The 25,647-nt window shown below is 60.8% G+C and carries 19 protein-coding genes, 1 tRNA gene, 1 other RNA gene and 2 pseudogenes; 16 read left to right on the forward strand and 7 right to left on the reverse strand.

Annotated elements, in window-relative coordinates:
- The first annotated feature begins 13 nt into the window (after window positions 1-13).
- On the forward strand, window positions 14-481 hold the full coding sequence (gene nusB / locus ASR47_RS01455; protein ID WP_065305994.1) for a transcription antitermination factor NusB: 468 nt from the start codon (window positions 14-16) through the stop codon (window positions 479-481).
- 112 nt (window positions 482-593) lie between these two features.
- Here the strand turns inward: nusB and ASR47_RS01460 are convergent, their stop codons facing one another.
- Window positions 594-1,526, reverse strand: a complete 933-nt coding sequence (locus tag ASR47_RS01460; RefSeq protein ID WP_065305995.1) for a transglycosylase SLT domain-containing protein — start codon at window positions 1,524-1,526, stop codon at window positions 594-596.
- A gap of 476 nt (window positions 1,527-2,002) precedes the next feature.
- Here ASR47_RS01460 and ubiD point away from each other — a divergent pair, with 476 nt between their 5' ends.
- From ubiD to ASR47_RS01495, 7 genes are all read left to right on the forward strand, one after another.
- Window positions 2,003-3,487: a 4-hydroxy-3-polyprenylbenzoate decarboxylase gene (ubiD, locus tag ASR47_RS01465; protein WP_082988651.1), complete on the forward strand. Its 1,485-nt coding sequence runs from the start codon at window positions 2,003-2,005 to the stop codon at window positions 3,485-3,487.
- A gap of 87 nt (window positions 3,488-3,574) precedes the next feature.
- An RNA gene (gene ffs / locus ASR47_RS01470) (signal recognition particle sRNA small type) lies at window positions 3,575-3,673 on the forward strand.
- A gap of 154 nt (window positions 3,674-3,827) precedes the next feature.
- Window positions 3,828-6,056 carry a DNA polymerase III subunit gamma/tau gene (locus ASR47_RS01475; protein WP_065305997.1) on the forward strand — a complete coding sequence of 743 codons (2,229 nt, stop codon included), beginning with the start codon at window positions 3,828-3,830 and terminating at the stop codon, window positions 6,054-6,056.
- Window positions 6,057-6,087: 31 nt separating this feature from the next.
- Window positions 6,088-6,414, forward strand: coding sequence for a YbaB/EbfC family nucleoid-associated protein (locus ASR47_RS01480; protein WP_034759121.1), 327 nt, complete (start codon window positions 6,088-6,090; stop codon window positions 6,412-6,414).
- Between the two features lie 47 nt (window positions 6,415-6,461).
- Window positions 6,462-7,052, forward strand: coding sequence for a recombination mediator RecR (gene recR, locus ASR47_RS01485; RefSeq protein ID WP_065305998.1), 591 nt, complete (start codon window positions 6,462-6,464; stop codon window positions 7,050-7,052).
- 5 nt (window positions 7,053-7,057) lie between these two features.
- The gene (locus ASR47_RS01490; RefSeq protein ID WP_065305999.1) at window positions 7,058-8,275 is read left to right on the forward strand and encodes a CaiB/BaiF CoA transferase family protein; all 1,218 of its coding nucleotides are present in this window, start codon (window positions 7,058-7,060) and stop codon (window positions 8,273-8,275) included.
- Window positions 8,276-8,399: 124 nt separating this feature from the next.
- Complete coding sequence (locus ASR47_RS01495; protein WP_065306000.1) at window positions 8,400-9,542, forward strand: esterase-like activity of phytase family protein; 1,143 nt, start codon at window positions 8,400-8,402, stop codon at window positions 9,540-9,542.
- Here the strand turns inward: ASR47_RS01495 and ASR47_RS01500 are convergent.
- The 4 genes from ASR47_RS01500 to ASR47_RS01515 all read right to left on the reverse strand — a co-directional run bounded on the left by ASR47_RS01500 (window position 9,511) and on the right by ASR47_RS01515 (window position 16,984).
- Entirely contained in the window at window positions 9,511-11,673 is a 2,163-nt protein-coding gene (locus tag ASR47_RS01500) for a putative bifunctional diguanylate cyclase/phosphodiesterase (protein ID WP_065306001.1), read from the reverse strand. The two genes, ASR47_RS01495 and ASR47_RS01500, sit on opposite strands and share 32 nt — an antisense overlap.
- Before the next feature lies 1 nt (window position 11,674).
- Window positions 11,675-14,497 carry a hybrid sensor histidine kinase/response regulator gene (locus ASR47_RS01505; RefSeq protein WP_065306002.1) on the reverse strand — a complete coding sequence of 941 codons (2,823 nt, stop codon included), beginning with the start codon at window positions 14,495-14,497 and terminating at the stop codon, window positions 11,675-11,677.
- A 226-nt stretch (window positions 14,498-14,723) separates the two neighbouring features.
- Window positions 14,724-14,924, reverse strand: a complete 201-nt coding sequence (locus ASR47_RS01510; RefSeq protein ID WP_065306003.1) for a YbdD/YjiX family protein — start codon at window positions 14,922-14,924, stop codon at window positions 14,724-14,726.
- Window positions 14,924-16,984, reverse strand: a complete 2,061-nt coding sequence (locus ASR47_RS01515) for a carbon starvation CstA family protein (protein ID WP_065306004.1) — start codon at window positions 16,982-16,984, stop codon at window positions 14,924-14,926. Before ASR47_RS01515 ends, ASR47_RS01510 begins: the two co-directional genes overlap by 1 nt.
- Window positions 16,985-17,215: 231 nt before the next feature.
- On the opposite strand from ASR47_RS01515, the gene ASR47_RS01520 reads away from it, so the two are divergent.
- The 8 genes from ASR47_RS01520 to ASR47_RS26805 all read left to right on the forward strand — a co-directional run bounded on the left by ASR47_RS01520 (window position 17,216) and on the right by ASR47_RS26805 (window position 25,037).
- The gene (locus tag ASR47_RS01520; protein ID WP_065306005.1) at window positions 17,216-18,607 is read left to right on the forward strand and encodes a cache domain-containing protein; all 1,392 of its coding nucleotides are present in this window, start codon (window positions 17,216-17,218) and stop codon (window positions 18,605-18,607) included.
- The gene (locus tag ASR47_RS01525; protein ID WP_065306006.1) at window positions 18,604-19,239 is read left to right on the forward strand and encodes a response regulator; all 636 of its coding nucleotides are present in this window, start codon (window positions 18,604-18,606) and stop codon (window positions 19,237-19,239) included. The genes ASR47_RS01520 and ASR47_RS01525 overlap by 4 nt, the downstream gene beginning before the upstream one ends.
- A 193-nt stretch (window positions 19,240-19,432) precedes the next feature.
- Window positions 19,433-20,617: an EAL and HDOD domain-containing protein gene (locus ASR47_RS01530; RefSeq protein WP_065306007.1), complete on the forward strand. Its 1,185-nt coding sequence runs from the start codon at window positions 19,433-19,435 to the stop codon at window positions 20,615-20,617.
- 1 nt (window position 20,618) lies between these two features.
- The gene (locus ASR47_RS01535; RefSeq protein ID WP_065306008.1) at window positions 20,619-22,658 is read left to right on the forward strand and encodes a putative bifunctional diguanylate cyclase/phosphodiesterase; all 2,040 of its coding nucleotides are present in this window, start codon (window positions 20,619-20,621) and stop codon (window positions 22,656-22,658) included.
- A 76-nt stretch (window positions 22,659-22,734) separates the two neighbouring features.
- Window positions 22,735-22,824 (forward strand) — tRNA-Ser (locus ASR47_RS01540).
- 354 nt (window positions 22,825-23,178) lie between these two features.
- Window positions 23,179-24,213 (forward strand): hypothetical protein, encoded by a 1,035-nt coding sequence (locus ASR47_RS26800; protein WP_150127624.1) that lies wholly within the window; start codon window positions 23,179-23,181, stop codon window positions 24,211-24,213.
- Between the two features lie 13 nt (window positions 24,214-24,226).
- A complete protein-coding gene (locus ASR47_RS26300) occupies window positions 24,227-24,550 on the forward strand; it encodes an STAS-like domain-containing protein (RefSeq protein WP_150127625.1) in 324 nt (107 codons plus the stop codon).
- On the forward strand, window positions 24,540-25,037 hold the full coding sequence (locus ASR47_RS26805; protein WP_150127626.1) for a hypothetical protein: 498 nt from the start codon (window positions 24,540-24,542) through the stop codon (window positions 25,035-25,037). Before ASR47_RS26300 ends, ASR47_RS26805 begins: the two co-directional genes overlap by 11 nt.
- A 14-nt stretch (window positions 25,038-25,051) precedes the next feature.
- Here the strand turns inward: ASR47_RS26805 and ASR47_RS01545 are convergent.
- Both ASR47_RS01545 and ASR47_RS27765 read right to left on the reverse strand, forming a co-directional pair.
- Window positions 25,052-25,504: pseudogene (locus ASR47_RS01545) on the reverse strand (site-specific integrase); the annotation flags it as partial.
- A gap of 11 nt (window positions 25,505-25,515) precedes the next feature.
- Window positions 25,516-25,647, reverse strand: a pseudogene (locus tag ASR47_RS27765) (IS481 family transposase); the annotation flags it as partial.

Genomic DNA, 25,647 nt, shown 5'->3' on the forward strand with positions numbered 1-25,647 from the left:
ACAGGTAACAATCATGACTGAGAAAAATTTGCTCGCCAATCCCAGCAAAAACCGCACGCCGCGTCACCGCGCGCGCGAGTTTGCCTTGCAGGGGCTGTACCAGTGGCTGCTGAACAATGAAGATGCGACCACCGTCGTGAACAATATTCGCGCGGCGCACGGCTTCGACAAGGCGGACGGCGATCATTTCACGGTGCTGCTGTACGGCGCCATCAAGGATTCGCAAGCGCTGCGCGACAGCATGGCGCCGCTGATCGACCGCAATATCGCCGAACTGTCGCCGATCGAACACGGCATCCTGCTGATCGGCGCATTCGAACTGAAGAACAATATGGAAATTCCTTACCGCGTCGTCATCAACGAAGCGGTGGAGCTGGCCAAGTCGTTTGGCGGTATCGACGGCCACAAGTATGTCAACGGCGTGCTGGACAAACTGGCAGCGAAGTACCGCGAGGACGAAGTCGCCAGCAAGCGCAAGTAATGCTCTATATAGTGTGTGTCCTGCGTGAAAGCGCAGGGCAGTAAAAAAGCCACCGGGTTGCAAGTCTCGGTGGCTTTTTTCATGGTGAGGCGCCGGCGGCGCCCTCAAGCGCTTACAGGCCGGCGATTTCGTTGTGCGGTACGACCTTGATGGTCAGGCTGCCGGTTTCCACCGCTGGCGCCGCTGCAGGCGCTTTTGATGGGGCCGGTGTATTGGACGCCATCACGGCATTGCTGGTCGGCACGCGCTGGCCGGCCGACACTTGTTTCAGGCGGCGGTACTCGGCCAGCACGCGCGAGCCATAGCCCGAATCGGTGGCGAAGTTGGCGGCGCCGACATAGGTTTTCAGGCCGGCTTCGACCGAGCCGCCACGGGTGACGTAGTCTTTCAGGATCAAGGAGCCGACGCGGATATTGGCGACCGGATTCAGGGCCGCTTGCACGCCGCCCATTTCCTGGAAGCGTTCATGGTGGACTTTCGACATGACCTGCATCAGGCCTTGCGCGCCAACCGGGCTTTCGGCAAACGGGTTCAGGCCCGATTCGATCGCCATCACGGCCAGGATCAGCAGCGGATCAAGTTTGATTTCACGCGCCGTCAGGTAGGCCGTCGAGACCAGCATATTGGTCGCGTCATTGGCCACGCGGTAGCGTTTGGACAGCCAGTTGGTCACCCATTGCTGCTGCTTTTGCGTGCCCAGCAAGGCTTTTTCTTCCTTGCTCAGCGGTGCCGCGGTCGCTGCCACGGTCTGCACGGAAGCGGGCGCTTGCATCAGGGCCGACAGGGCTGGCGCTTCGACGGCTTGCGCTTCCGTCATTTGCAGCGGGAACAGGCTGTGCGTCAGTTGCTTGCCCAGGTCAGGGCGGAACATCAGCAAGGCGATCAGTGCCAGCGCTGAAATGCCGAACACGGTGAACGTGTGCTGGGCGGTGGTCAGCACGCCACGTGCCGAGATTGCCGTTGCGCGCGCGCGCAAACGCGCTAACGCTGGCTGGCCAGCCACGGTTGAAACAGGCATTGCTGCTTCAGTGCTACGATGAGTCATAGAGTTTCCCCGAAATGTCGCGTCAACAGACAGTCCCTCCGCGGTCTCGCGGTCGTGGGTACTGCCAATGCCGTGCATCAGAAATATCATCGTCTGTCGCCGCGTATGGATGCGCGCGAGAGACGCCGTCATTGCTTGCTTGAGCTGATCGGTCCCTGTGGTATTGGATCAGTTGCAATACAACTTTTACCGGGGGTAAGGCAGACGCCTTTTGAAAACACTCCTTAAAATGTCATGTGGAGCCCCGACTCCGTGAATGAAAGAGAGACGCTAAAATCAAGCTCTGGGCCGGCGTCCTCGTTCAAGTTGGGCGAATTGTAAGAGCCGTTTTATATCAAGTCAATACTAACGAATTCATTCTTTATTACTTTTATGTCTTACTTTTTGTCTTGCATTGTGCCAAAAGCCAATAAAATCAATTACTTGGCATAGTTCCTTCAGCAACGGCGTCCGACGTCAAAAAAATTTAAAAACACATGAAATATTCAGATTTGCGAGATTTTATTTCTCAACTGCAACAAATGGGCGAACTTAAGACCATTTCGACGCCTGTTTCCCCGTATTTGGAGATGACGGAAGTCTGTGACCGCACCTTGCGCGCGGGCGGACCGGCCTTGCTGTTCAATCAACCCACCGACCATAACATGCCGGTACTGGCCAATCTGTTCGGTACGCCACGCAGGGTGGCATTGGGCATGGGCGCCGAGGATGTCAGCGAACTGCGCAAGATCGGCCATGTGCTGGCGCGCCTGAAGGAGCCCGAGCCGCCGAAGGATTTCAAGGATCTGCTGGGCCTGGGTTCGCTGGTGAAATCCGTCTGGGACATGTCGCCGAAAGAGTTGCGCGGCGCAAAATGCCAGGAAATCGTCTGGGAAGGCAACGATGTCGACCTGGCGCGCCTGCCGATCCAGCACTGCTGGCCCGGCGATATCGCCCCCTTGATTACCTGGGGCCTGGTGATTACCAAGGGACCCAATAAAAAGCGCCAGAACCTGGGCATTTACCGCCAGCAGGTGCTGGGCCGTAACAAGGTCATCATGCGCTGGCTGGCCCATCGGGGCGGGGCGCTGGACTTCCGCGAGCATGCGCTGCAGACCAAGGGGAAACCGTATCCGATCGCCGTCGCGCTCGGCGCCGATCCCGCTACTATATTAGGGGCCGTCACGCCGGTGCCCGACAGCCTGTCCGAGTATCAGTTCGCCGGCTTGCTGCGCGGCAGCCGCACCGAGCTGGTCAAAGCCATCGGCAGCGAACTGCGCGTGCCGGCCTCGGCCGAAATCGTGCTCGAAGGCCATATCTATCCGGACGCCAACCATCCGAGCGGCTACGAGCATGCGCTCGAAGGCCCATATGGGGACCATACCGGCTACTATAATGAGCAGGACAGTTTCCCGGTGTTTACCATTGACCGCATCACCATGCGGCGCGACCCGATCTACCACTCCACTTATACCGGCAAACCGCCCGACGAGCCGGCCGTGCTGGGCCTGGCGCTGAACGAAGTGTTCGTGCCGCTGCTGCAAAAGCAGTTCAGCGAAATCACCGATTTCTATTTACCGCCCGAAGGCTGCAGCTATCGCATGGCGGTGGTGCAGATCAAGAAACAATACGCGGGCCACGCCAAGCGCGTGATGTTCGGCGTGTGGAGCTTCCTGCGCCAGTTCATGTATACCAAGTTCATCGTGGTGGTCGACGAGGACGTCAATATCCGCGACTGGAAAGAAGTCATCTGGGCCATTACCACCCGCGTCGATCCGATCCGCGACACCACCCTGGTCGACAACACGCCGATCGACTATCTCGATTTTGCTTCGCCAATCAGCGGCCTGGGCAGCAAGATGGGGATCGACGCCACCAATAAATGGCCCGGCGAAACCACGCGCGAGTGGGGCACGACGATTGCCATGACGCCGGAAGTGAAGGCGAAGGTGGATCGTATCTGGCAAGAACTGGGACTGTAGACCGGCTGGTGTCAGCGGCATTGAGGGCCTGACCCCGGATTTCAGCTTGCTTCCCCAATTGCTCGCAGACCGGTTATAATTACCCCCGGCGGGCCCCTGCGCATCGTGGCATGGCTAACCTGGTCAGGTCGGGAACGAAGCAGCCACGGCTATTAACCATGAGTGCCGCAGATCAGGCTCGCCTCCTTCGGGAAACAATCGCAAAGCTGCCCCAGGGCAGCTTTTTTGTTTTGGCGATGGATTATGCGCATGCGATACAATTGCCGCCTTGGCTGGCCCGGCCATGAGGCTTGCGCCCGCCGCGCAGGGTCACCGCAACATCGCATGGTAAAATCTCAGCATGTCTTATCAAGTCCTCGCCCGTAAATACCGCCCCAAGAATTTCGAGACGCTCGTCGGCCAGGAGCACGTCGTGCGCGCGCTCACGCATGCGCTGCACAGCGGCCGCTTGCATCACGCCTATCTGTTTACGGGCACGCGCGGGGTCGGCAAGACCACCTTGTCGCGCATCCTGGCCAAGTCGCTCAATTGCATCGGCCCCGATGGCACGGGCGGCATCACGGCCCAGCCCTGCGGCCAGTGCGAAGCGTGCACGGCGATCGATGCGGGACGCTTCGTTGACTATATAGAGATGGATGCGGCGTCGAACCGCGGCGTCGATGAAATGGCGCAGCTGCTGGAACAGGCGGTGTATGCGCCGAGCAATGCGCGCTTCAAGGTCTATATGATCGATGAGGTGCACATGCTCACCAATCACGCGTTCAATTCCATGCTGAAAACGCTGGAAGAGCCGCCTGAACACGTGAAATTCATCCTGGCCACCACCGACCCGCAAAAAATTCCCGTTACCGTGCTGTCGCGCTGCCTGCAGTTCAACCTCAAGCAGATGCCGCCCGGTCATATCATCAGCCACCTGGACAATATCTTGGGGCAGGAGGGCATCGCCTTCGAACAGCCGGCCTTGCGCCTGCTGGCCCAGGGCGCCCACGGTTCCATGCGCGATGCGCTGTCGCTGACCGACCAGGCGATCGCCTATGCGGCAGGCGAAGTGACGCTCGACGCCGTGCAAGGCATGCTGGGCGCGCTCGACCAGTCTTACCTGGTGCGTTTGCTCGACGCGCTGGCGCAGCAGGACGGCGCGGACCTCCTGGCCGTGGCCGATGAGATGGCTTCGCGCAGCTTGTCCTATAACAATGCGTTGCAAGACCTCGGCACCTTGCTGCACCGTATCGCGCTGGCGCAAAGCGTGCCCACGGCCGTGCCGCAGGATTTGCCCGAATACGCCGATATTGTGCGCCTGGCTCAGGCCTTTGACGCGCAGGAAGTGCAGCTGTTCTACCAGATCGCCGTACATGGCCGCAATGAGCTGGGCCTGGCGCCCGACGAATATGCGGGCTTTTCCATGACCTTGCTGCGCATGCTGGCGTTTCGTCCCGGCATGGGCGGCGCCGAAGGCTTGCCGGCCGCCGCGCCGGCCGCAGCACCAGTAAATCGTCCGGCCTTTGTTGCCGCCGCGCGCGCCGCCGCCCAGCCAGCGCCGCCGGCACGGGCCGCCGCCCACAGCGTGGCCAGCCATGCGGCCGTGACGCCGCCAGCCGTAGTGGCTGCCGCCGCCGCAACGATGGTGCGCCATGAAACACCGGCGCCTGCTGCTGCTGCTGCGCCGCCGGTTGCCCCTGCGGCACCGGTCAGCTCGGCGCGCGCCGCCATCAATGCGGCGCTCGAAGCGGCTCGCGCCGCCTCGAAAGGCCGTCCCGGCAGCGCACCGTCGGCGCCGGCTTCGGCGCCGAAAGCGCCTGCCCCTGCGCCCGCACCGTCACCTTCGCCTGCCGCTGCCCCGGTGACTGCGGCGCCTGCCGCCGCCAGGTCGCCCGCGCCGTGGGACGATGCAGCTGACCCGGCGCCAGCGCCAGCGCCAGCCGTGGCCGTCATGGACACGCCAGCGCCAGCGCGCCAGGCGCTGCCGCCGCCACAATCCGAACCTGACGACGAGCTGCCACCCTGGGTCACCGAATTTTCCGACGACAGCGCCTCGGCCGCCGTGCAAGGCGTGCCGGCCCAGGCCAGCGGCGAGCAGCCGGCCGTGGTGATGCCGCAGCGCGCGCCCAGGCAGGCCGCGCCCAGCGCACCGTATGTGATTACCCCTGTGCCGGGGCTGGACTGGGACGGCAACTGGCCGGCCGTGGCGGCCGTGCTGCCGCTGCGCGGCGTGGCCCAGCAGTTGGCCGTGCAAGCCGAGCTGATCGAGTGCCTGCACGATGGTCACAGCACCACCTTCCGCCTGCGCGTGCCGATCGATACCTGGCGCAGCCCGGCCAACGTGGAAAAACTGGCGGCGGCCCTGGCCGAGCGCTTTGGCCGCAAGGTCCAGGTCGACACCGAGCTGGGCGCCGTCTGGTACACGGCCAGCGCCGAAGCGCAGGCGCACCGCGAAGCGTGCCAGCTGCAAGCGGAAGAAACCATCGCAACCGACCCTTTTGTACTCGATATGAAGCGTGCATTCGACGCCTTCGTGGTGCCGGGGACGATTACACCTGCACCGGCCGGCACTGCGCCGACCTTGCATTGATTAACTTGATAAATAATACGGAGCATTTCTCATGATGAAAAACCAACTGGCTGGCCTGATGAAGCAGGCGCAAGCGATGCAAGACAATATGAAAAAAGCCCAGGAACAACTGGCGCTGGTGGAAGTGGAAGGCCAGTCCGGCGCCGGCCTGGTGAAAATCGTCATGACCTGCAAGAACGACGTCAAGCGCGTGTCGATCGACCCGTCGCTGCTGGCCGACGACAAGGACATGCTGGAAGACCTGGTGGCCGCCGCCTTCAACGACGCCGTGCGCAAGGCTGAAGCGACCTCCGCCGAAAAAATGGCAGGCCTGACCGGCGGCATGAACTTGCCAGCTGGCTTCAAAATGCCATTCTGATGAGCAGCCGCATGCGCCCGATCGTGGTGGCGGGAGTGGACTGATCCATGTCCAAGTCGCTGGAATTTCTGACCGAGGCGCTGCGGCGCCTGCCCGGCGTCGGCCCCAAGTCGGCGCAGCGCATGGCGTTTCATCTGTTGCAGCACGATAGGGAAGGCGCGTCCATGCTGTCGCGCGCCCTGTTCCAGGCCGTCGATGCCGTGCATCACTGCGCCCTGTGCAACACTTTTACCGAACACGAGATCTGCGAGAACTGTCTCGACGAGGCGCGCGACAAGCGCCTGCTGTGCGTGGTGGAAACCCCGGCCGACCAGCTGATGATCGAGCAGACGCTGACCTACAAGGGCCTGTATTTTGTCTTGATGGGACGCTTGTCGCCATTGGACGGCATCGGTCCGAAAGATATCCATCTCGAAAAATTGCTGGGCCGCGCCAACGATGGCGTGGTCACCGAAGTGGTGCTGGCCACCAACTTCACCAATGAAGGCGAAGCGACCGCCCACTACATCAGCGAGATGCTCAAAGCGCGCGGCCTGCGCGTGAGCCGCCTGGCGCGCGGCGTGCCGGTGGGCGGCGAACTGGAATACGTCGACGCGGGCACGATTGCGCGCGCGATGCTCGACCGCAGGGCAACCTGAAACCCATGGACAAGACGACTTCCACCGGACCGCTGGCCGGCATCAAGGTGCTGGAACTGGGCACCCTGATCGCCGGCCCTTTCTGTGCCCGCATGCTGGCCGAATTCGGTGCCGACGTGATCAAGATCGAGTCGCCCGATGGCGGCGACCCGATCCGTTCCTGGCGCGTGCTGAAAGACGGCACTTCGCTGTGGTGGTCGGTGCAGGCGCGCAACAAGAAAAGCCTGACCCTGAACCTGAAGGCGCCCGAAGGGCGCGCGATCGCCCGCCAGCTGGCGCTGGAGGCGGACATCATCATCGAGAACTACCGCCCCGGCGTGCTGGAAAAGTGGGAGCTCGGCTACGAGCAGCTCAAAAAAGACAAGCCTTCCCTGATCATGGTGCGCCTGTCCGGCTTCGGCCAGACGGGACCGATGAAAGACTTGCCCGGCTTTGGCGCCATCGGCGAATCGATGGGCGGCCTGCGCTATGTGTCCGGCTTTGCCGACCGTCCGCCCGTGCGCGTAGGGGTTTCCATCGGCGACTCGGTGGCGGCCCTGCACGGCGTGATCGGCGCCATGATGGCGCTGCGCCACCGCGATGTGACGGGCGGGCGTGACGCCGGCGAAGGCCAGATGGTCGACGTGGCGCTGTATGAAGCCGTGTTCAACATGATGGAGTCGCTGGTGCCCGAATACGACCAGGCCGGCGTGGTGCGCGAACGTACGGGCGGCGCCTTGCCCGGCATCGTGCCGTCGAATACCTATACCACCGGCGACGGCGAAAATATCGTCATCGCCGGCAATGGCGACGCCATCTTCAAGCGCTTGATGCTGGCCATGGGCCGCATCGACATGGCGGGCGACCCGCAACTGGCGCGCAACGACGGGCGCGTCGCGCGCACGCAGGAAATCGACGAGGCCATCGGCGCCTGGTGCGCCACCCACACCATCGATAGCGCCATGGCCGTGCTGCAGGCGGCCGATGTACCGGCCGGCAAAATCTATTCCGTGCGCGACATGATGAGCGACCCGCAATTTCTCGCGCGCGACATGTTCGAGCAGCACCAGTTTGCCGACGGCACGCCCGTCAAGCTGCCGGCCATTACACCGAAATTGTCGGCCACGCCGGGCAAGACACAGTGGCTGGGACCGACCCTGGGCCAGCATAATGACGAGGTGCTGGCGTCGCTGGGGTTTGATGCGGCGGCCATTGCCAGGCTCAAGGCCGACGGGGTGGTGTAATCATTCAGACCCCAGGGATGGTAGGTCGGATTGGCGCGTAGCGCGTAATCCGACATTCACCGCCAACAATGTTGTCGGATTACGGCCCGATGGGCCTAACGCGACCTACGCACTGGAACTTGAAATGTCTCGATTTTTTATCGGCGCTCGCGCCATCTCCGTTTTGGCATCGGCCATCGTACTGCTCTCGGCCTGCGCCAGCATCCCCGCCGACGCCCCCATTACCAGCCTGCGCCTGATCGGCGAACAGCGCATCGCCTTGAAGCAGCCATTCCAGGGCACGCTGGTCGGCGGCCTGTCCGGCATTGCCTACGATGCGGCCAGCGGCGACTGGGTGCTGGAAAGCGATGACCGCTCGGAATTCAATCCGGCGCGTTTTTATCGCGCCAGCCTGCACTACGACAGCAACGGCTTTTCCGGCGTGACCCTGAACAGCGTGCATTTCTTCCAGCAGGCCTCGGGTGGCAATTATCCGAATCTGGCGCATGCCAAGCTGGAGCGTGGCGAGCAGGTGCCCGATATCGAAACCATCCGCGTCGATCCGGTCGATGGCAGCCTCTGGTATGGCAGCGAAGGCAACCGCAAGGTGGGACTCGATCCGTTCGTGACGCATGCCAGCCGCGACGGCCGTTTTATCGCCACCTTGCCGACGCCGCCCATGTTCAGGGTCAGCAAGCAGGAACTCGGTTCGCGCAACAACATGGCGTTCGAAGGGCTGTCGTTTTCAGCCGACGGCAAGAGTTTGTGGCTGGGCATGGAAGGCGCGCTGTACCAGGATGGACCGCTGGCCACGGCCGAGCACGGTTCGGTGGTGCGCATCACGCAGCTCAGTCGCGCCGGCCAGGTGCTGGCGCAATATGCCTATGATATCGAAGCGATCGCATCCAGGCCGGCGCCGGGGCGCAATGCGGACAATGGCGTGTCGGAAATCCTGGCCATCGACGCCCGCCGCCTGCTGGTGCTCGAACGCGCCGGCGTGGAAAATGCCGAGGGCCTGTATCTGAATCACGTGCGTCTCTACGAGATGGATGTGGAAGGCGCCACCGATATCAAGGACCTGCCGGCATTGAAGGGGGCCAGCTATGCGCCGGCGCGCAAGCGGCTGGTACTGGACCTGCAAAAGATCGGCTTGGGGCGCGTGGATAACCTGGAAGGCATCGCCTGGGGTCCGCGCCTGGCCAATGGCCGGCGCAGCCTGGTGCTGGTGTCGGACGACAACTTCAACCCCCAGCAGGTCACGCAACTCCTCGTCTTCGAAGTGCAGTAAGGTCGAGCTTGTTGCCTGGCGGCCGGGCCTGGCGCGCCAGCATGGCGGTGATCGCGTCGTGCGGCGACGGGTGGCCCAGAAAATAGCCCTGGGCCATGTCGCAGCCGTATTCTTCCAGCATCAGCAATTGCTCGTCCGTCTCCACGCCTTCGGCCACCACCACCATTTTCAGGCCATGCGCCATGGCGATAATGGCGCGCGTGATGGCCGCGTTTTCCGCGTCCTGCGGCAGGCCGGCGATAAAGCTGCGGTCGATCTTCAGGGAGCGCACGTCGAAGCGCTTTAAATAATTCATCGACGAGTAGCCGGTGCCGAAGTCGTCGATCGACAGGTAGACGCCGATGCCGCGCAGTTGTTCCAGCGTTACCATGGTGGCGCGCGCGTCGTCCATTAAAGTGCCTTCCGTCAGTTCCAGTTCCAGCAAGCGCGCGTCCAGGCCGGTGTCGGCCAGTGCCGAGAGCACGATCTGCATCAGGTTTTCATCCTTGAACTGCTTGGCCGACAGGTTGACCGCCATGCGGATGGCCTGCAGGCCGCCGCGCTGCCAGGCCTTCGCCTGGCTGCAGGCCGTGCGCAGCACCCATTCGCCGATCGGCACGATGAGCCCGGTTTCCTCGGCCAGCGGAATGAATTCGGTCGGTGAAATGATGCCGCGTTCCGGGTGGCGCCAGCGCACCAGCGCTTCCACGCCGACGATCCGGGTGCTGGGCACGTCGATCTGCGGCTGGTACAGCAAATACAGTTCGTTGTTCTGCAGCGCTTTGCGCAGGCCCACTTCCATCTTGACGTGGCTCATGATTTCCATGGTCAATGAAGAGCTGTAGAGCTTGGCGTTGTTCTTGCCGCAGTTCTTGGCGTGGTACATGGCCGTGTCGGCATATTTGAGCAGCGAATTGCAGTCCTCGCCGTCTTCGGGATACAGGGAAATACCGATGCTGGCGGTAACGAAAATTTCATGGGTGGCAATCATGAATGGCCGGCGCATGGCTTCCTTGACCCGGTGCGCCACGTTGAGCGCGTCTTCCACCCGTTCCAGGTCGGGGATCAAAATGGTGAATTCGTCGCCGCCGAGGCGCGCCAGGTTGCTGCCGCCCGACTGGCCGTCGAGCTCGTGTTCGGCGCGCAGCACCAGGTCGCTGGGGCGGATGGTTTCGCGCAGCCGTTCCGAGACGATCTTCAGCAGATGGTCGCCCACATCGTGGCCCAGGGTATCGTTGACGCGCTTGAAAGCATCCAGGTCCATGAACAGCACGGCGAATTTCTTGCCGTGTTCTTTCGAACGCATCAGCTCGCGTTCCAGCGTTTCCAGGAAGGCTTGCCGGTTCGGAATGCCGGTCAGGCTGTCGCAATAGGCCAGGCGCCGTATCTGTTCCTCGGTGCGCTTGCGTTCGCTGATATCGCGCACCAGGCCCAGCACTTCATCGGGCCCGGTCGACACCAGCCGCGCCTCGAAATGGCGCGTGCTGTCGCCATGCGTGAGCGTGTAATCGACCGAGCCGATATGCTGGGTGGCCAGCACCTTGTGCATCTGCTCGACCAGGCGCGCGGCGATTTCCGCTGGCAAGACTTCGCTGATATGGCCGCCGACGCAGTTCTCTATGGAAAAGCCGGCGCTGGCGTCGTGGCCCTGTTCGTAATCGAGATAATAGCCGTCGCGGTTCAGGCGAAAGAAGGTGTCGGGTATCGCCGCCAGCACGGCGCGATTGTGCGCGTCGGCAATGCGCAGGCGGGCGATGGCGTCGCTGGCGCGCAGCACGTACAGCACGCGGTGGCCCAGGATCGGCCAGTTGATCGGCTTGGAAATGAAATCGGTGGCGCCCACTTCATAGGCGTGGGTGACGGCCTCGATTTCGTCGCCACCGGTGACCATGATGATGGGCACGGTGACATTGCCTTCCTGGCGGCGGATTTCGCGGCACACGCCGAAGCCGTCCATGGCCGGCATGTCGACATCGAGCATGACCAGGTCGGGGCCGCTCAGTTTGTAGCTGGCCAGCGCCTGCACGCCGTCTTCGGCTTCGATCACATCCAGGCCCACTTGCGTGAGCATTTGCCGCATCAGCATGCGCATCACGGGGTCGTCGTCAGCCACCAGCACCAGGCCGCGTTTGTCGGAAAGAGGCGCTGTCATGTCAGTGTTCCTTCACGAGCAGCCGGCCCAGGGCGTCGCCGACGGCCAGGAATTGCTGTTCCATCGCCTGCAGCAAGCTGGCCGCGCCGCCGGTGCTGCCGGTGCGGCCCAGCTTTTCCATGTCCCTGCACTGCAGCGCCAGCGCGTCGGCGCCGATGTTGGCGCTGCCGGACTTCAGGCTGTGCGCAGCCTTGCGCATTGCTTCGGTATCCTGCGCGGCGATGGCCGTGCGCAAGCAGGCCAGCTGGCGCGGCGTGTCAATGGTAAAAGCGTGGATGACTTTTTCCAGCAGCACCTCGCCGCCGACACCGGACAGGGCGCGGATATTGTCCAGCGCCTGCAGATTCAAAACTGCCGGGGGGATGCTCACCGCCTGCGGCCTGGATGCAGGCTTGGCGACAAGCTCGTCCGCATGGTGCACGGTGGCCGCGCGCGGCAGGGCGATCCAGCGCGCCAGCGTGCTGGCCAGTTCCTGCTGGGTAAACGGCTTGCTCAGGTAGTCGTCCATGCCGGCCGCCAGGCACGCTTCGCGGTCGCCCTGCAGCGCGTTGGCGGTGATCGCCACGATGGGCAGCATGCGCGCGTGGCCATCGTGCAGTGCCTGGCGGCGAATTTCCGCCGTCGCCGCAAAGCCGTCCATGAGCGGCATCTGGCAATCCATCAGCACCAGGTCGAAATCCTCGGCCTGGGCCGCATACAGCGCTTGCTCGCCGTTGTGGGCGCACACAACGTCCAGCCCCAGGCTGTCGAGCATGGCCAGCGCCACTTCCACGTTGACAGGGTTGTCCTCGGCCAGCAGCACGCGGCGCCGTTGTCGGCGCGTCGTGTGCCTGGCGGCATGCGGCGGATGGATGCGCAGGCCCTCGCTGGCGCGTGGCGGCGTGACGATGCAGTCGAACAGGTCGCATTCACGGGCCGGCTTGATCAGCTGGAAGGCGACTCCCGCTTCGCGCCGCTGCACCGGATCGGCCGCGCCCCGTTCGGTACTGAGCAGCAGCAGTTTCAGCTCGGCCAGTTGCGGGTCGCTCTTGATGGTGGCGGCCAGCGCCAGGCCGCTGGTGCGCGGCAATTCCATGTCGAGCAGGGCGACCGCATAGGGCTGGCCGGCGTCCACCGCGGCGCGCAGCCTGGCCAGGCAGTCGCCGGCCGAGCTGGCGCTGTCGCTGGCGATATGCCAGCTGGCCAGCTGGCGTTCGAGTACGGCGCGGGTGGCCGGTGTATGGTCGACGATCAAGGCGCGTATCCCTCGCGTAGTGTTCAGATTGAAAGACGGGTCGTCGCTGTCGACGCGCCGCTTATCGAAATTTACGTCGAACCAGAAGATGGAGCCTTGCGTTAAAGCATTATCGACCCCGATAGTGCCGCCCATCAGTTCGACCAGCTGCTTGGAAATGGCCAGGCCCAGGCCGGTGCCGCCGTGCTTGCGCGTGGTCGTACCATCGGCCTGCGAAAAAGAATCGAAGATGCGCATGCGCGCCTCGCTCGACACGCCAATGCCGGTATCGTGCACTTCGAAGCGCAAGCCCACGCTGGGGGTGTCTTCGCGGCATACTTCCACTTTGACCGTCACCTTGCCGGTTTCGGTAAACTTGATGGCGTTGCCCAGCAGATTGACGATAATCTGGCGCAGGCGGTTCGGGTCGCCGCAAACGGCGATCGGAATATCGTTGGCGATATCAAATTCCAGGTGGATATCCTTTGCTTGCGCCTGCGGCGCGAACACATGTTCGATGTCGTCGAGCAGCTCGCGGAAATTGAAGCGGATATATTCGACGCTGAGCTTGCCCGCCTCGATCTTGGAAAAGTCGAGGATGTCGTTGATGATCACCAGCAAGTTCTGCCCCGAGCGCTGCACCATGCTGGTGTAGTGGCGCTGCTGCGGGCTCAAAGGGCTGGCCAGCAGCAACTCCGTCATGCCCAGCACGCCATTCATGGGGGTGCGGATTTCATGGCTCATGGTGGCGAGAAACGCGCTTTTCGCCTGGCTGGCGGCCTCGGCCGCATCCTTGGCCTTTTCCAGCTGCTCGGTACGCACGCCCACTTGCCGTTCGAGCTGGTCGCGGTAGTTGGCCAGCGTGGTGTCGCGGCTGTCGATCTGCGCCAGCATGTCGTTGAAGCTGTCGATCAGCAGGCCCAGTTCGTCGCTGCGCTGGTGGGCGATGCGGTGGCCGTAGGTCTGGCTGCTCGAGACTTTTTTTGCCGTCTCGATCAGCTTGGTAATCGGCTCGGCGATCAGGCTCTTGAAGCGCCCGGCCAGTACCAGCGCCACCAGGAAAGACAGCAAGGTGGCGCCGCTGATGGCGCCCAAATGGCGCGCGATCTCGCGCCACATCTGGTACAGGTCGGTTTCGATCATGATCGCGCCGACCACCTCGTCGTGGTACAGCACAGGTCGGTACAGCCGCATCGAGCGCGCCAGCGCCGCGCGCGCGCCCGGCATCACGGGCGCGTCGAGCAGTTCGGACAACAGCGCCGGCGCCATCGCCTCGGCCGGCGCGCTGTCCAGGCGCGGGTGCCCGGCGCGGTAAAGGGCAAACACCTTGCCGTGACGGTCATACAAGGCCGCCTGCACGATCTCGTCGCGCGCCTGCAGGGCCGCCAGCAACTGCTGCGCCTGAGTAGTTTTACCGGCCAGCATGGGTCCCGCACCGGCCGCGCCGATCACGCCAGCCAGCGACAGCAACTGGCGGCTTTCGTCTTCCTTGTGGCTCACCACGGCCGTGGCGGCAAACGCCAGGAACACCAGCAGCAAGGCGCTGCCGGAGGACAACACCGCAATCATGGTCAGTTTCTGGCTGATGCTGGCGCGTTGAAAATTGAACATGGGGACGGACATCCTCCGGGGCAATTATTGCTATTTTTTAATTAATTCCCATGGGAAAAATATAAGCGTGATGATGGACCCGGATGTTGATGTGGGTCTAAGGATGGGGAAGGGGGGAGAGGGGGGAACCGGAAGGAAGGGCGGCAGGTCGGATTGGCGAGGCTCCACCTCGCGCAATCCGACACCACCACCGACGCCAACAAGGTTGTCGGCGCGGGGGAATAGATCAGCAACAACCGCCGCGCTTGCCGGCGCCGCCATAACGGGCCTCCTGGCGTTCGCGGAAGAATTCCTCGTACGTCATCATCGGCTCGCCGGGATGGGTCACTTCCCGGTGCGCCACGTAGGTATCGTACTCGGGCAGGCCGCACATCAGCCGCATGCTTTGCCCGAGATAGCGGCCTGCCTTGAGGAGCTCGTCGATCATTATGGCACCGTCGGCATGGCCTGGTAAGGCGTTTCCCGGGTGCTCGGACGGCTGTCGGCGCGCGCCTTCATGATGGTGCGGATGCCGAAGAACAGCACGCTGACCACCACGATCACGAAGAAGCCGGCCAGGCCTGCGTCGAGGTAATCGTTGAAGATAATCTGCTGCATCTGCGCTACCGACTTGGCTGGCGCCAGCAACTGGCCGGCGTCGAGCGCGGTCGAGTACTTGTCGGCATGGGCCAGGAAGCCGACGCGCGGATTGGCGTCGAAAATCTTTTGCCAGCCGGCCGTCAGGGTGCACAGCAGCAGCCAGATGGTCGGCGTGATCGTCACCCATGCATACTGGCCGCGCTTCATCTTGAACAGCACGCAGGTGCCGAGGATCAGCGCAATGGCCGCCAGCATCTGGTTGGCGATGCCGAACAGCGGCCACAAGGTGTTGATACCGCCCAGCGGATCGACCACGCCCTGGTACAGGAAATAACCCCAGGCCGCCACGCACAGGCCGGTAGCCAGCAGGTTGGCGATCACGTTTTCCGTCTGTTTCAGCGCTGGCACAAAGCTGCCCAGCAAGTCCTGCAGCATGAAGCGGCCGGCGCGCGTGCCCGCATCGACGGCGGTCAGGATGAACAGCGCTTCGAACAGAATCGCGAAGTGGTACCAGAAGGCCATCATGGCCTTGCCGCCGATGGCGCCGGACAAGATTTGCGCCATGCCCACCGCCAGGGTCGGCGCGCCGCCGGCGCGCGAGATGATGGTGTGCTCGCCGACGTCCTTGGCCGTTTGCGTCAGCATCTCGGGCGTCACATAGAAACCCCACTGCGAGATCGCCTGCGCGGCGGACTCGGCCGTGGTGCCGATCAGCGCGGCCGGGCTGTTCATGGCGAAATAAATGCCCGGCTCGATGGTCGAGGCGGCCACCAGGGCCATGATGGCAACGAAGGACTCCATCAGCATGGCGCCATAGCCGATAAAGCGGGCATGGCTTTCGTTTTCGATCATCTTCGGCGTGGTGCCCGACGAGATCAAGGCATGGAAGCCGGACACGGCGCCGCAGGCAATCGTGATGAACAGGAAGGGGAACAGATTGCCTGACCAGACCGGGCCGGAGCCGTCGATGAACTTGGTCATGGCCGGCATTTTCAGGTAAGGCGCGACGACAATGATGCCGATCGCCAGGCCGAGGATGGTGCCGATTTTAAGAAAAGTCGACAGGTAATCGCGCGGCGCCAGCAGCAGCCACACTGGCAGCACGGAAGCGACAAAGCCGTAGCCGATCAGCATCCAGGTCAGTTCGGTGCCGGTAAAGGTGAACATGGCGCCCAGCACCGCGTGTTCCTGCACATATTGGCCGCCGATAATGGCCAGCATCAGCAAGATGAAACCGATGACCGACACTTCGCCGATGCGCCCGACGCGGATAAAGCGCGAATACACGCCCATGAACAGGGCGATGGGAATGGTGGCCATCACGGTAAAGCTGCCCCATGGCGAGCCGGTCAGCGCCTTGACGACGATCAGGGCCAGCACGGCCAAAATGATGACCATGATCATGAAGCAACCCAGGAGGGCGATCATGCCGGGAATCTCGCCCAGTTCGGCCTTGATCAGGTCGCCCAGCGAGCGGCCGTCGCGGCGCATGGAAATGAACAGCACGATAAAGTCCTGCACCGCGCCGGCAAACACCACGCCGGCAAGGATCCACAGCATGCCGGGCAGGTAGCCCATCTGCGCGGCCAGCACCGGGCCGACCAGCGGGCCGGCGCCGGCGATCGCGGCGAAATGGTGGCCGAACAGCACATATTTATTGGTCGGTACGTGGTCGAGGCCATCGTTGTGCTTGTAGGCCGGCGTCATGCGGCGGGCGTCGAGGCCCAGCACTTTGTCGGCGATAAACAGGCTGTAGAAACGGTAGGCGATCAGATAGACGCAGACGGCGGCGATGACGATCCAGATGGCGCTGATCGGTTCGCCGCGTTGCAGGGCGACCACGCCCAGTGACGCCGCGCCGGCCAGCGCAAGCGCTGCCCAGCCGAGCTGTTTGAAAATGCGGTTCATGCTTCCTCCAGAAATTGACGGGCGCTGCACCCTGTGTCCTTACCCTGTATTGCACTGGTCGTTGCCAGTTTGCTCAGTCAGCGCAGCTTATGCCGAGTATTCACCAATCGTATAATGCTGACAAGCGCAGCACTACGCAGTGTCACTCAGTATTACTACGCAGGGCCAGGCGCAGGCAGCGCGTAAAATCGCAGTTTCGACTGTTTACTTCCACTACCATTGCGCCAGGTCATGAAACTACGACAGAAAGTCATCTTCCTGGCCATCACGCCGCTGATCCTGGCCATGTGCGCGATCGCCTTTGCCGTACGCCATCAGGCGCTGATCCTGGCCGAGCAGCAGCGCGCCACCATCGAGCAGGCGTATTTGGCCAGCAAGGAATCGGAACTCAAGCACTACGTGACCCTGGCCAGCCATTCGATTGCCAAGCTGGTCAAGTCGGGACGCAAGGACGCCGCCACGCAGGAGGAAGCCAAGCGCATCCTGGCCGCGCTCAGCTATGGCGACGACGGCTATTTCTTTATCTACGATCTGCAGGGCAACTCACTGATGCACCCGCGCCAGCCCGAACTGGTGGGGCAGAACCTCTGGGAGCTGCGCGACGCGGATGGCAATCTCACCATCCAGCGCCTGATGCAGCGTGCCAACAGTGGCGGCGGCTTCGAGCGCTACAACTGGGTCAAGCCGTCGAGCAACAAATCGGCGCCCAAGCTCGGCTATGTGATCCTGATGCCGGAATGGGGCTGGATGATGGGCACCGGCATCTATATGGATGATGTGGACCAGGCGCTGGCCAAGGTGGGCGCCCAGCAGTTTGCCAATATCCGCTCGACCATGCTGTGGATCGCGGCCATTGCCATCCTCGGTGCGCTGGTGGTGGCCGGCTGCGGCCTGGTGTTGAATATCCGCGAACTGCGCGTGGCCGATGCGAAACTGAAAGTGCTGGCGCAAAGAGTAGTCGAGTCGCAGGAGGAGGAGCGGGCGCGGCTGTCACGCGATTTGCATGACGGCATCAGCCAGTGGCTGGTGTCGATCAAGCTGCAGATCGAGGCCGGCATCGCGCGCCTGGCGGGCAATGCCGACCAGCAGGCCCGTGCGCCGGCCACGTTTGAGCGGGCCGCCGAGCAGCTGAACAAGGTGCTCGGCGAAGTGCGGCGCATTTCGCACAACCTGCGCCCGGCCATTCTGGACGACCTGGGCCTGGCGGCGGCGCTGGACCACCTGGTGCACGAATACAATGACAGCAGCAGCGCCCAGGCCAGCTTCACGGCCAGCCCGGCGGGCGCCGGCGAAGGCCTGCCCGACATGGTCAACACCGTGCTGTTCCGTATCGCCCAGGAAGCGCTGACCAACAGCGAGCGCCATGCCGATGCCAGCGAGGTGCTGGTCAGCCTGCAGGAGGCGACTGGCGCGGACGGTGCGGTCGAGCTGCGCATCGCCGATAATGGCGGCGGTTTCGACGCCGACGGCATCGCCCTGCATCCGCAGCGCGGCATCGGCCTGCGCAACATGACCGAGCGCATGGAAGCCATCGGCGGCAGCCTGCAGATTGCCTCGTCCGCCAGCGGCACGGTGGTGCTGGCGCGCCTGCCATTTACCCCTGGGGACAACAAAAAATCATGACCGACACAATACGCATCCTGCTGGTCGACGACCACCCGCTGGTACGCGACGGCTTGCGCGCGCGCCTGGAAGCGGTGCCGCATTTCGACGTGGTGGCCGAGGCCGGCGGCGCCGACGAAGCGCTGCAACAGGCGCGCGCGCACCAGGTCGACCTGGTGCTGATGGACATCAATATGCGCGGCATCAATGGCATCGAGGCGACCGGCCTGTTCAAGCAGGCGTTTCCGCAGATCGCCGTGCTGATCCTGTCCATGCACGACAAGCTCGAATATGTGTCGCAGGCGATCGCCGCCGGCGCGCGCGGCTATGTGCTCAAGGATGCACCGGGCAAGGATATCGTCTTCGCCATCGAGACCGTGGTGTCCGGCGGCATTTATTACAGCGCGGCGCTGGCGCGGCAACTGTCGCGGCCGCAAGTGCAGGATACGTTTCTGACGTTGCGCGAGCAGCAGGTGCTGCAGCATATCGCCGCCGGCCAGTCCAACAAGCAGATCGCGCGCGACCTGGACCTGAGCGTGCGCACGGTGGAAACCCACCGCCTGAACATCAAGCGCAAGCTGGGCATCGAAGGACAGGCCGAACTGATCAAATATGCGGTCGAGCACGCGCAATTCGACGGCGGCGCCGCCTGACGGGCGCCGGCAACCGTCGATTGCACTTTCTTGATGGAATGTTTTTTTTGAACACTTATTGCTAATATAAAACTGTTTCATCTGTGAGATTCAGATAGAATGATTCTTGCTGTCGAACTGTCATGTCTTATGGCAGTTGCCTGTCGACCGCCAGTTCATGAACACTTTTTGCCTTATCCACGCGAGATGATCGATGTCAACGTCTGAATCAAACCTGTTTCCTTTGGTGGGATTGCAGGCAGTTGCCAATGCACATAACGAGTGGGTCGCCGTCAGCTTCCATGTGCCGCAGCAGGCACAGGGAGCCTTGCTGGCCGCGCTGTGCGCCGCCGATGTCTATGCGCACCTGGCGCCGCTCGACTGCATCATTCCCGTTGGCGAGCCGCATCTCGACGAGGCCACGCTGGCGCAGCTGTTGCCGCAACTCGTGCCACAGCGCACCATTTTCCGCCTGAGCACCACCGCGGCAAGCAACCAACACATGCAACAACGCTGCCTGCAATGGCGCGATGCCGGCTACCGCATCGTGCTGGACGGCCCTGGCGCCGGCCCGGTGACGGCGGCCCAGGTCGACGCGCGCGCGCTCGGCATCGATGCGTCCGCTGAGCTGCCGGGCCTGCAGCACCTGATGAGCTTGCCTGGTCCCCACCTGGCCTACAATATTGCCGATTCCGCCAGCCTGGCGGCGGTCTGCGCGCTGGGCGCCAGCTGGTTTGCCGGCGACTATGCGCTGCACGGCGCACGGCGCGACAGCGAAGCGGAACAGGGCACCTCGCGCCGCCGCCTGCTGGCGCTGCTGGGCCTGCTGGCGCGCGACGCCGACGTGCAGGAGCTTGAAGTGCCGCTGAAGCAGGATCCCGCGCTGGCCTATCATTTGCTCAAACTCGTCAACTCGGCCGCCTTCGGTTTCACGGCGACCATCACCAGTTTCAACCAGGCCATCACCCTGCTGGGCCGGCGCCAGCTGCAGCGCTGGCTGCAACTGCTGCTGTATGCGCGCCAGCAGGACGATGGCAAGCTCAATGCCCTGCTGCCGCTGGCGGCCGTGCGCGCGGCGCAGATGGAGTCGCTGTGCCAGCTGCGCGGCGGCGACCGCGCGGCGCAGGACCTGGCCTTCATGACCGGCGTATTTTCCCTGCTCGACATTTTGCTGGGCATGGACATGGCCGACATTATCGCCACCCTGAACCTGGACCCGGCCGTCAGTGCCGCCTTGCTCGGGCGCAGCGGCGAACTGGGCGCCATGCTGGCGCTGGCCGAAAGCGGCGCCACGCCAGCGTCCGCCAGCCTGGCGCGCGCCGGCGTCGATGGCAAAACCTACTGGCGCAGCCTGCTGCAGGCCTACCAGTGGGCCATCACCGTCAGCCGGAACATCTAGCATGACCATGCTGCCGGTGTCGACTACCCTCAGCGACAGCGCCGCCCTGTGCGACGCGGTGGTGCGCCTGCGCGGTGCGGCGCTGGTTACCGAACTGGGCCGCATCGCCGGCAGCGTGATGGCCAGCGCGCACGGCGAATTCCTGCCGTCCGCCAGCGGCGAGGTCCCCGTCGCGCTGCTGGCCGAAAACGAGGCGGCGCTGCTGCAGGAAATCAGTTTCGACGGCCATTGCTTTGGCCACTACCGCGTCGCCGGCAAGCCCAGCTATGACGACACCGACCGACGCGACCTGTCCAGCCTGGCCTCGCTGACGGCCGGCGTGCTGCAAGTACACTCGCTGGCGCAGCGTTCCACGCATGCGTTCGCGCAAGTCGAAGCCCTGCTGGCGCAGCAGACGCAGATCCTCGACCAGCTGCACGAATCGGTGCTGACGATGGACCTGACCGGCTACATCACCAGCTGGAACAAGGGCGCCGAACGCCTGTTCGGCTACTCGTCGGTGGAAGCGGTGGGCCGCAACATCCTGTTCCTGTACGACGACGAAGACACCGGTTTCCACGACGCTTTCCTGGAGCAGGGCGGACGTTTGATGGAAGTGCGGCGCAGGAAGAAGTCGGGCGAGATCTTCTGGGCCAGCCTGTCGCTGTCGCCGCTGCGCGACCTCGACGAGCGCCCGGTTGGCCTGATCGCCTACCTGACCGACATTACCGAACGCAAGATCGCCGAAGAGCGGCTGCATCATCTGGCCTATTACGACGCGCTGACCAGCCTGCCGAACCGCACCTTGCTGACCAAGCTGGTGGACCAGGCCCTCTCCGTGGCCCAGCGCAGCAAGATGCTCGGCTGCATGCTGTTCATCGACCTGAACCGTTTCAAGCTGATCAACGACACCCTGGGCCGGCGCATCGGCGACGAACTGCTGCGCCAGGTTTCCGTGCGTTTCCGCCAGGTGCTGCGCGACCAGGACCTGGTGGCGCGCCTGGGCGGCGATGAATTCGCCGTCGGCCTGTTCGACATCAGCCAGCATTTCGAAGCGAGCACGGTGGCGCAAAAGCTGCTGGCCTCCCTGGTGCAACCTTTCCTGATCGAAGGCCACGACCTGCGCGTGGGCGCCAGCATCGGCATCAGCGTCTACCCGCAAGACGGCCACGACGCCGAAACCCTGCTGCGCCTGGCCGACATCGCCATGTACCGGGCCAAGCAGGACGGCGGCGGCGACGCCGAAAGCGTGGCTTTCTACAGCCAGGACATGAACCTGGGCATGCAAGCGCGCATGCGCCTGGAAACCGGCCTGCGCCACGCCCTGGCGGAAAACCAGCTACTGTTGCACTACCAGCCGAAATACGCGCTGGGCAGCGGCCGCATGATCGGCGCCGAAGCGCTGGTGCGCTGGCGCCACCCCGTGCACGGCATGATCCCGCCGGCCGAATTCATCCCGCTGGCCGAATCGACCGGCCTGGTGGTGCAAGTGGGCGAATGGGTGCTGGAAGCGGCCTGCGCCCAGGCGCAAGCATGGAAACAGGCCGGCCTGCCGCCGATCCGCATCGCGGTGAACGTCTCGGCCCGCGAATTCACCTCGGCCCTGCCAGGCCGGGTGGCCGCCATGCTGGAACGCTATGGCCTGGAAGCGGCCTGGCTGGAACTGGAAATCACCGAAAGCACCCTGATGCACAACATCGAGCGCGTGATCGGCATCATGGACCGTATCACGGCCCTGGGCGTGGCGCTGTCGCTCGACGACTTCGGCACCGGATATTCGAGCCTGTCGTACCTGAAGCGCTTTCCGATCGACACGTTAAAGATCGACCGGTCTTTTACCACCGGCATCCCGTCCGACGCCAGCGACTGTGCGATTGCCACCACCATCATCAGCATCGCCCAGCAGCTGCACCACAAGGTGATCGCGGAAGGCGTGGAAACGGCCGAACAGATGGCCTTCCTGAACAGTGCGGGCTGCGACGAAGTGCAAGGCTACCTGTTCTCGCGCCCGCTGGCAGCCGAAGAGTTCGAGTGCGTGCTGCGGCTGAACTGGAACTTGTAAACATCCCATCAACAATTGCCCCATCTTCAGCGCAGCCATTGGTAAGCCCGCAAGCTTTATGTATAATGCAGGCTCTGGAAGCGTGGCCGAGTGGTTGAAGGCACTAGTCTTGAAAACTAGCGACGGGTTACACTGTTCGTGAGTTCGAATCTCACCGCTTCCGCCAAATAATGTTGTAACTCATTGATTATTATGAATTTTTAATTTTTTCATGATTTTTAATGAGTGATTTCATAGAAGTTGTGTCAACATTCCTGCCTGTTGTTGCGGAAGCGACTTCCGCAACTCTCCTTGGGTATCATGCGCATGCCTGTCAAATATTGCACGGTGTCAATTTTCGCGTATGTGATCAATGTCATGTTCGCCTCCTCACACTCATGCTCAAACTTACCTCAATAGTGTACGATTAATGCAAGTACTGAGCTCTCAAGCCACTTGCTTTGTCAGCCGACGCCCACATCTTGTGTCGTAGGCTTGAATTTTTTACTTGACATGCGTCAATCGCCTTGGCACTAAAACAATGAAAATAATTTCTACTAAAGCCCGGCTTCATCGAAATAGTGAACAAATTCGTATTAGGCGACATCAGTTGAGAGCATCAGGCCTGAAGCGTAATGTGGAACACCTTCGGCGGCTTGAAATAGTTCGTCTTAATAAGCCAATATTAGTGCCAGCTCCAAAAGTTTTTATTTTAAATGATGATCGTCATCGAGATAGCATAATTTTCTTTTTACGAGAATTGGAACGCAATCTCGATGCCGGCTTGAAGGTAAAAATTGACTTTACGGATACGATTAAACTCCATCCATGCGGCACTCTTTACATGATGGCTAATTTAGATAATCTTTTAGTTCGGTTTCCTGGAGTGATAAGCTGTAAACTACCTAAAGATAATATAGTGGAGCAATTATTTAAGCATCTCGGATTGCTTTCAAAGCTGGGTAGAAGCTCTGGTTTGGCCGTTACTGCTGATAATGTTGTTAATTGGCATTATGCAACAGGTTCCGATGCAACAACTAGTGCTTTTAAGGCGTTGTTATTTCAGCATAGTGAGGCAATGGGAGGTGTTCTTGTCCGATCAAATCTTTATGATTGTATGAGCGAAGCTGTTACGAATACAAAAAAGCATGCCTATCCAAAAGAAAGCGAATTTCTTAATAATTGGTGGATGTTTTCTCAAGCTCGTGATGATATTTTGCAGGTTGCCATTTGTGATCTTGGAATTGGAATTCCTAAATCATTGCTAGATAAGCCGAAAATGGAAGACTATCTTAGGAAGCTGTTTATGATCGGTCGGCAGTCTAGTCACGATAAGACCCTAATTAAACTAGCGAGTAGCACTAGTCGATCTAGCACAGGATTGGAATACCGTGGAAAAGGCTTGCCACAGATGTTGGATTTTATTAAAAATCAAGATGAAGGCGGTTTTCGAGCGCAAAGTGGCGCGGGTAGTTATACATATAACGCGTTTTCAAAAAAAGATAAAGCAGTTACACACCGGCAATCGATAAAAGGCACGTTAGTTCAATGGACATTAAAATTGAAATCCGAATGAAGGGTTTTTGATTATGAGAAAATTATCAGTTGCAAGTCAGTTTTCAGAGTTTCCCGCCGGGCGTGTCCCGGAAGATGGGCCGAATTCTGGTGAAAGATTTAGAGAGGAATTTTTGGTGCCGCTTCTTGAAGGTTCAAGAGACGCCATTGAAATTAATCTAGACGACACATTAGGATATGGTTCTTCTTTCCTAGATGAGGCTTTTGCAGGCCTCTTGCGAAATAATAGAAAAACTGAAAAGGAATTAAAAGAAAGATTTATTTTTGTTGACTCAAGAGAGATATATCAATCTATGATATGGGATTATATTTCGGAGGAGCAAGCTCGTGCCCATTGAGTGTGGCCCAAACAATCTTGAGTTAATAAAAATAATTTTGCCATCTGTGATGGTTGTATTGGGTTGGATAGTTGTCTATAGAATTCAGCGGTCATCAGCTGCAAAACAGGATGCAAGAAAAGATCTTCGAACTCGCCTCGATAAGTTGGACGAAGATTTGAAGTCTCTTCGCGACTTATGTATAGACTATTATACTGATGAAAAAAAAGGTTTTGAGTTATCCACCCAAATAAAATTTATATTTGAAGATATTCGAAGGCAATCTTATATTTTATCAAATAACTTTCTTAAAAAATTAGAGAGAAAAAAGTTGAATGATATATTGAAAAATATAAGTAAATCAGCTACTGGCGGTTCATTTGAATCAAAGAGCCGGGTCGCTCTTGATTCAAATGATTTGCAGTTAAACTCTCTATTTAATAGTTCTGCTCAATTAATAAATTTATTTGAGGATGGATTTTTCCATGCGTATCCGCCAGCGGTTTAATATATTTAGATAATTTACCGGGTTGGCCTAACAGCTTGTCCTATGCGTCGATAGACCTTTTCTGTAATTACTTTTTCGCTATGTCCCAACAAAGAACTTGCAGCGCTCAAGTCAACAATGTCGCTTGCCGAGCGCGCCCGGATATCGCGGAATTGAAACGCCTTGATGCGGCCGGCCAGCTCTTCGTTACCCGCCTTTAGCGCCAGTTCTGCCGCAGACTTCCGGGCGTTATCGAAGCGCAGCCGCAAATGCCACTTCTTGACCTGGGAACCATTCGGCAGCGAAACGATGAAGGTTGTACGCGGCCGGTCAGGGCGCGCGTGGATACGCTCGATGACCTTGGCCAGCTCGGACGGGACGCCATCATGTTCAAGGACGATGCGCAGCAGCTTGTTGCCCTTGTTCTGGCGTACCTGCAGGGCGCCGTCTTTCAAATCACTGTCGCGCATCTTGAGCACGTCCGCCGGCCGCTGGCCGGTTAGGTGTCAAGACCCGCCTGGTTATAAACACGTTTAACGAATAATTCTGGCTTTTTTGCCTGCCATTTCTTCATTGCCTGAATCGGCGTTTCGTTGTTGAGAGCACGCTGCGGGATGTTGTGGTTATAGAT

Origin of the sequence: Janthinobacterium psychrotolerans, from assembly GCF_001677885.1 — a bacterium.
In the GTDB taxonomy this organism is placed as follows: domain Bacteria; phylum Pseudomonadota; class Gammaproteobacteria; order Burkholderiales; family Burkholderiaceae_D; genus Janthinobacterium; species Janthinobacterium psychrotolerans.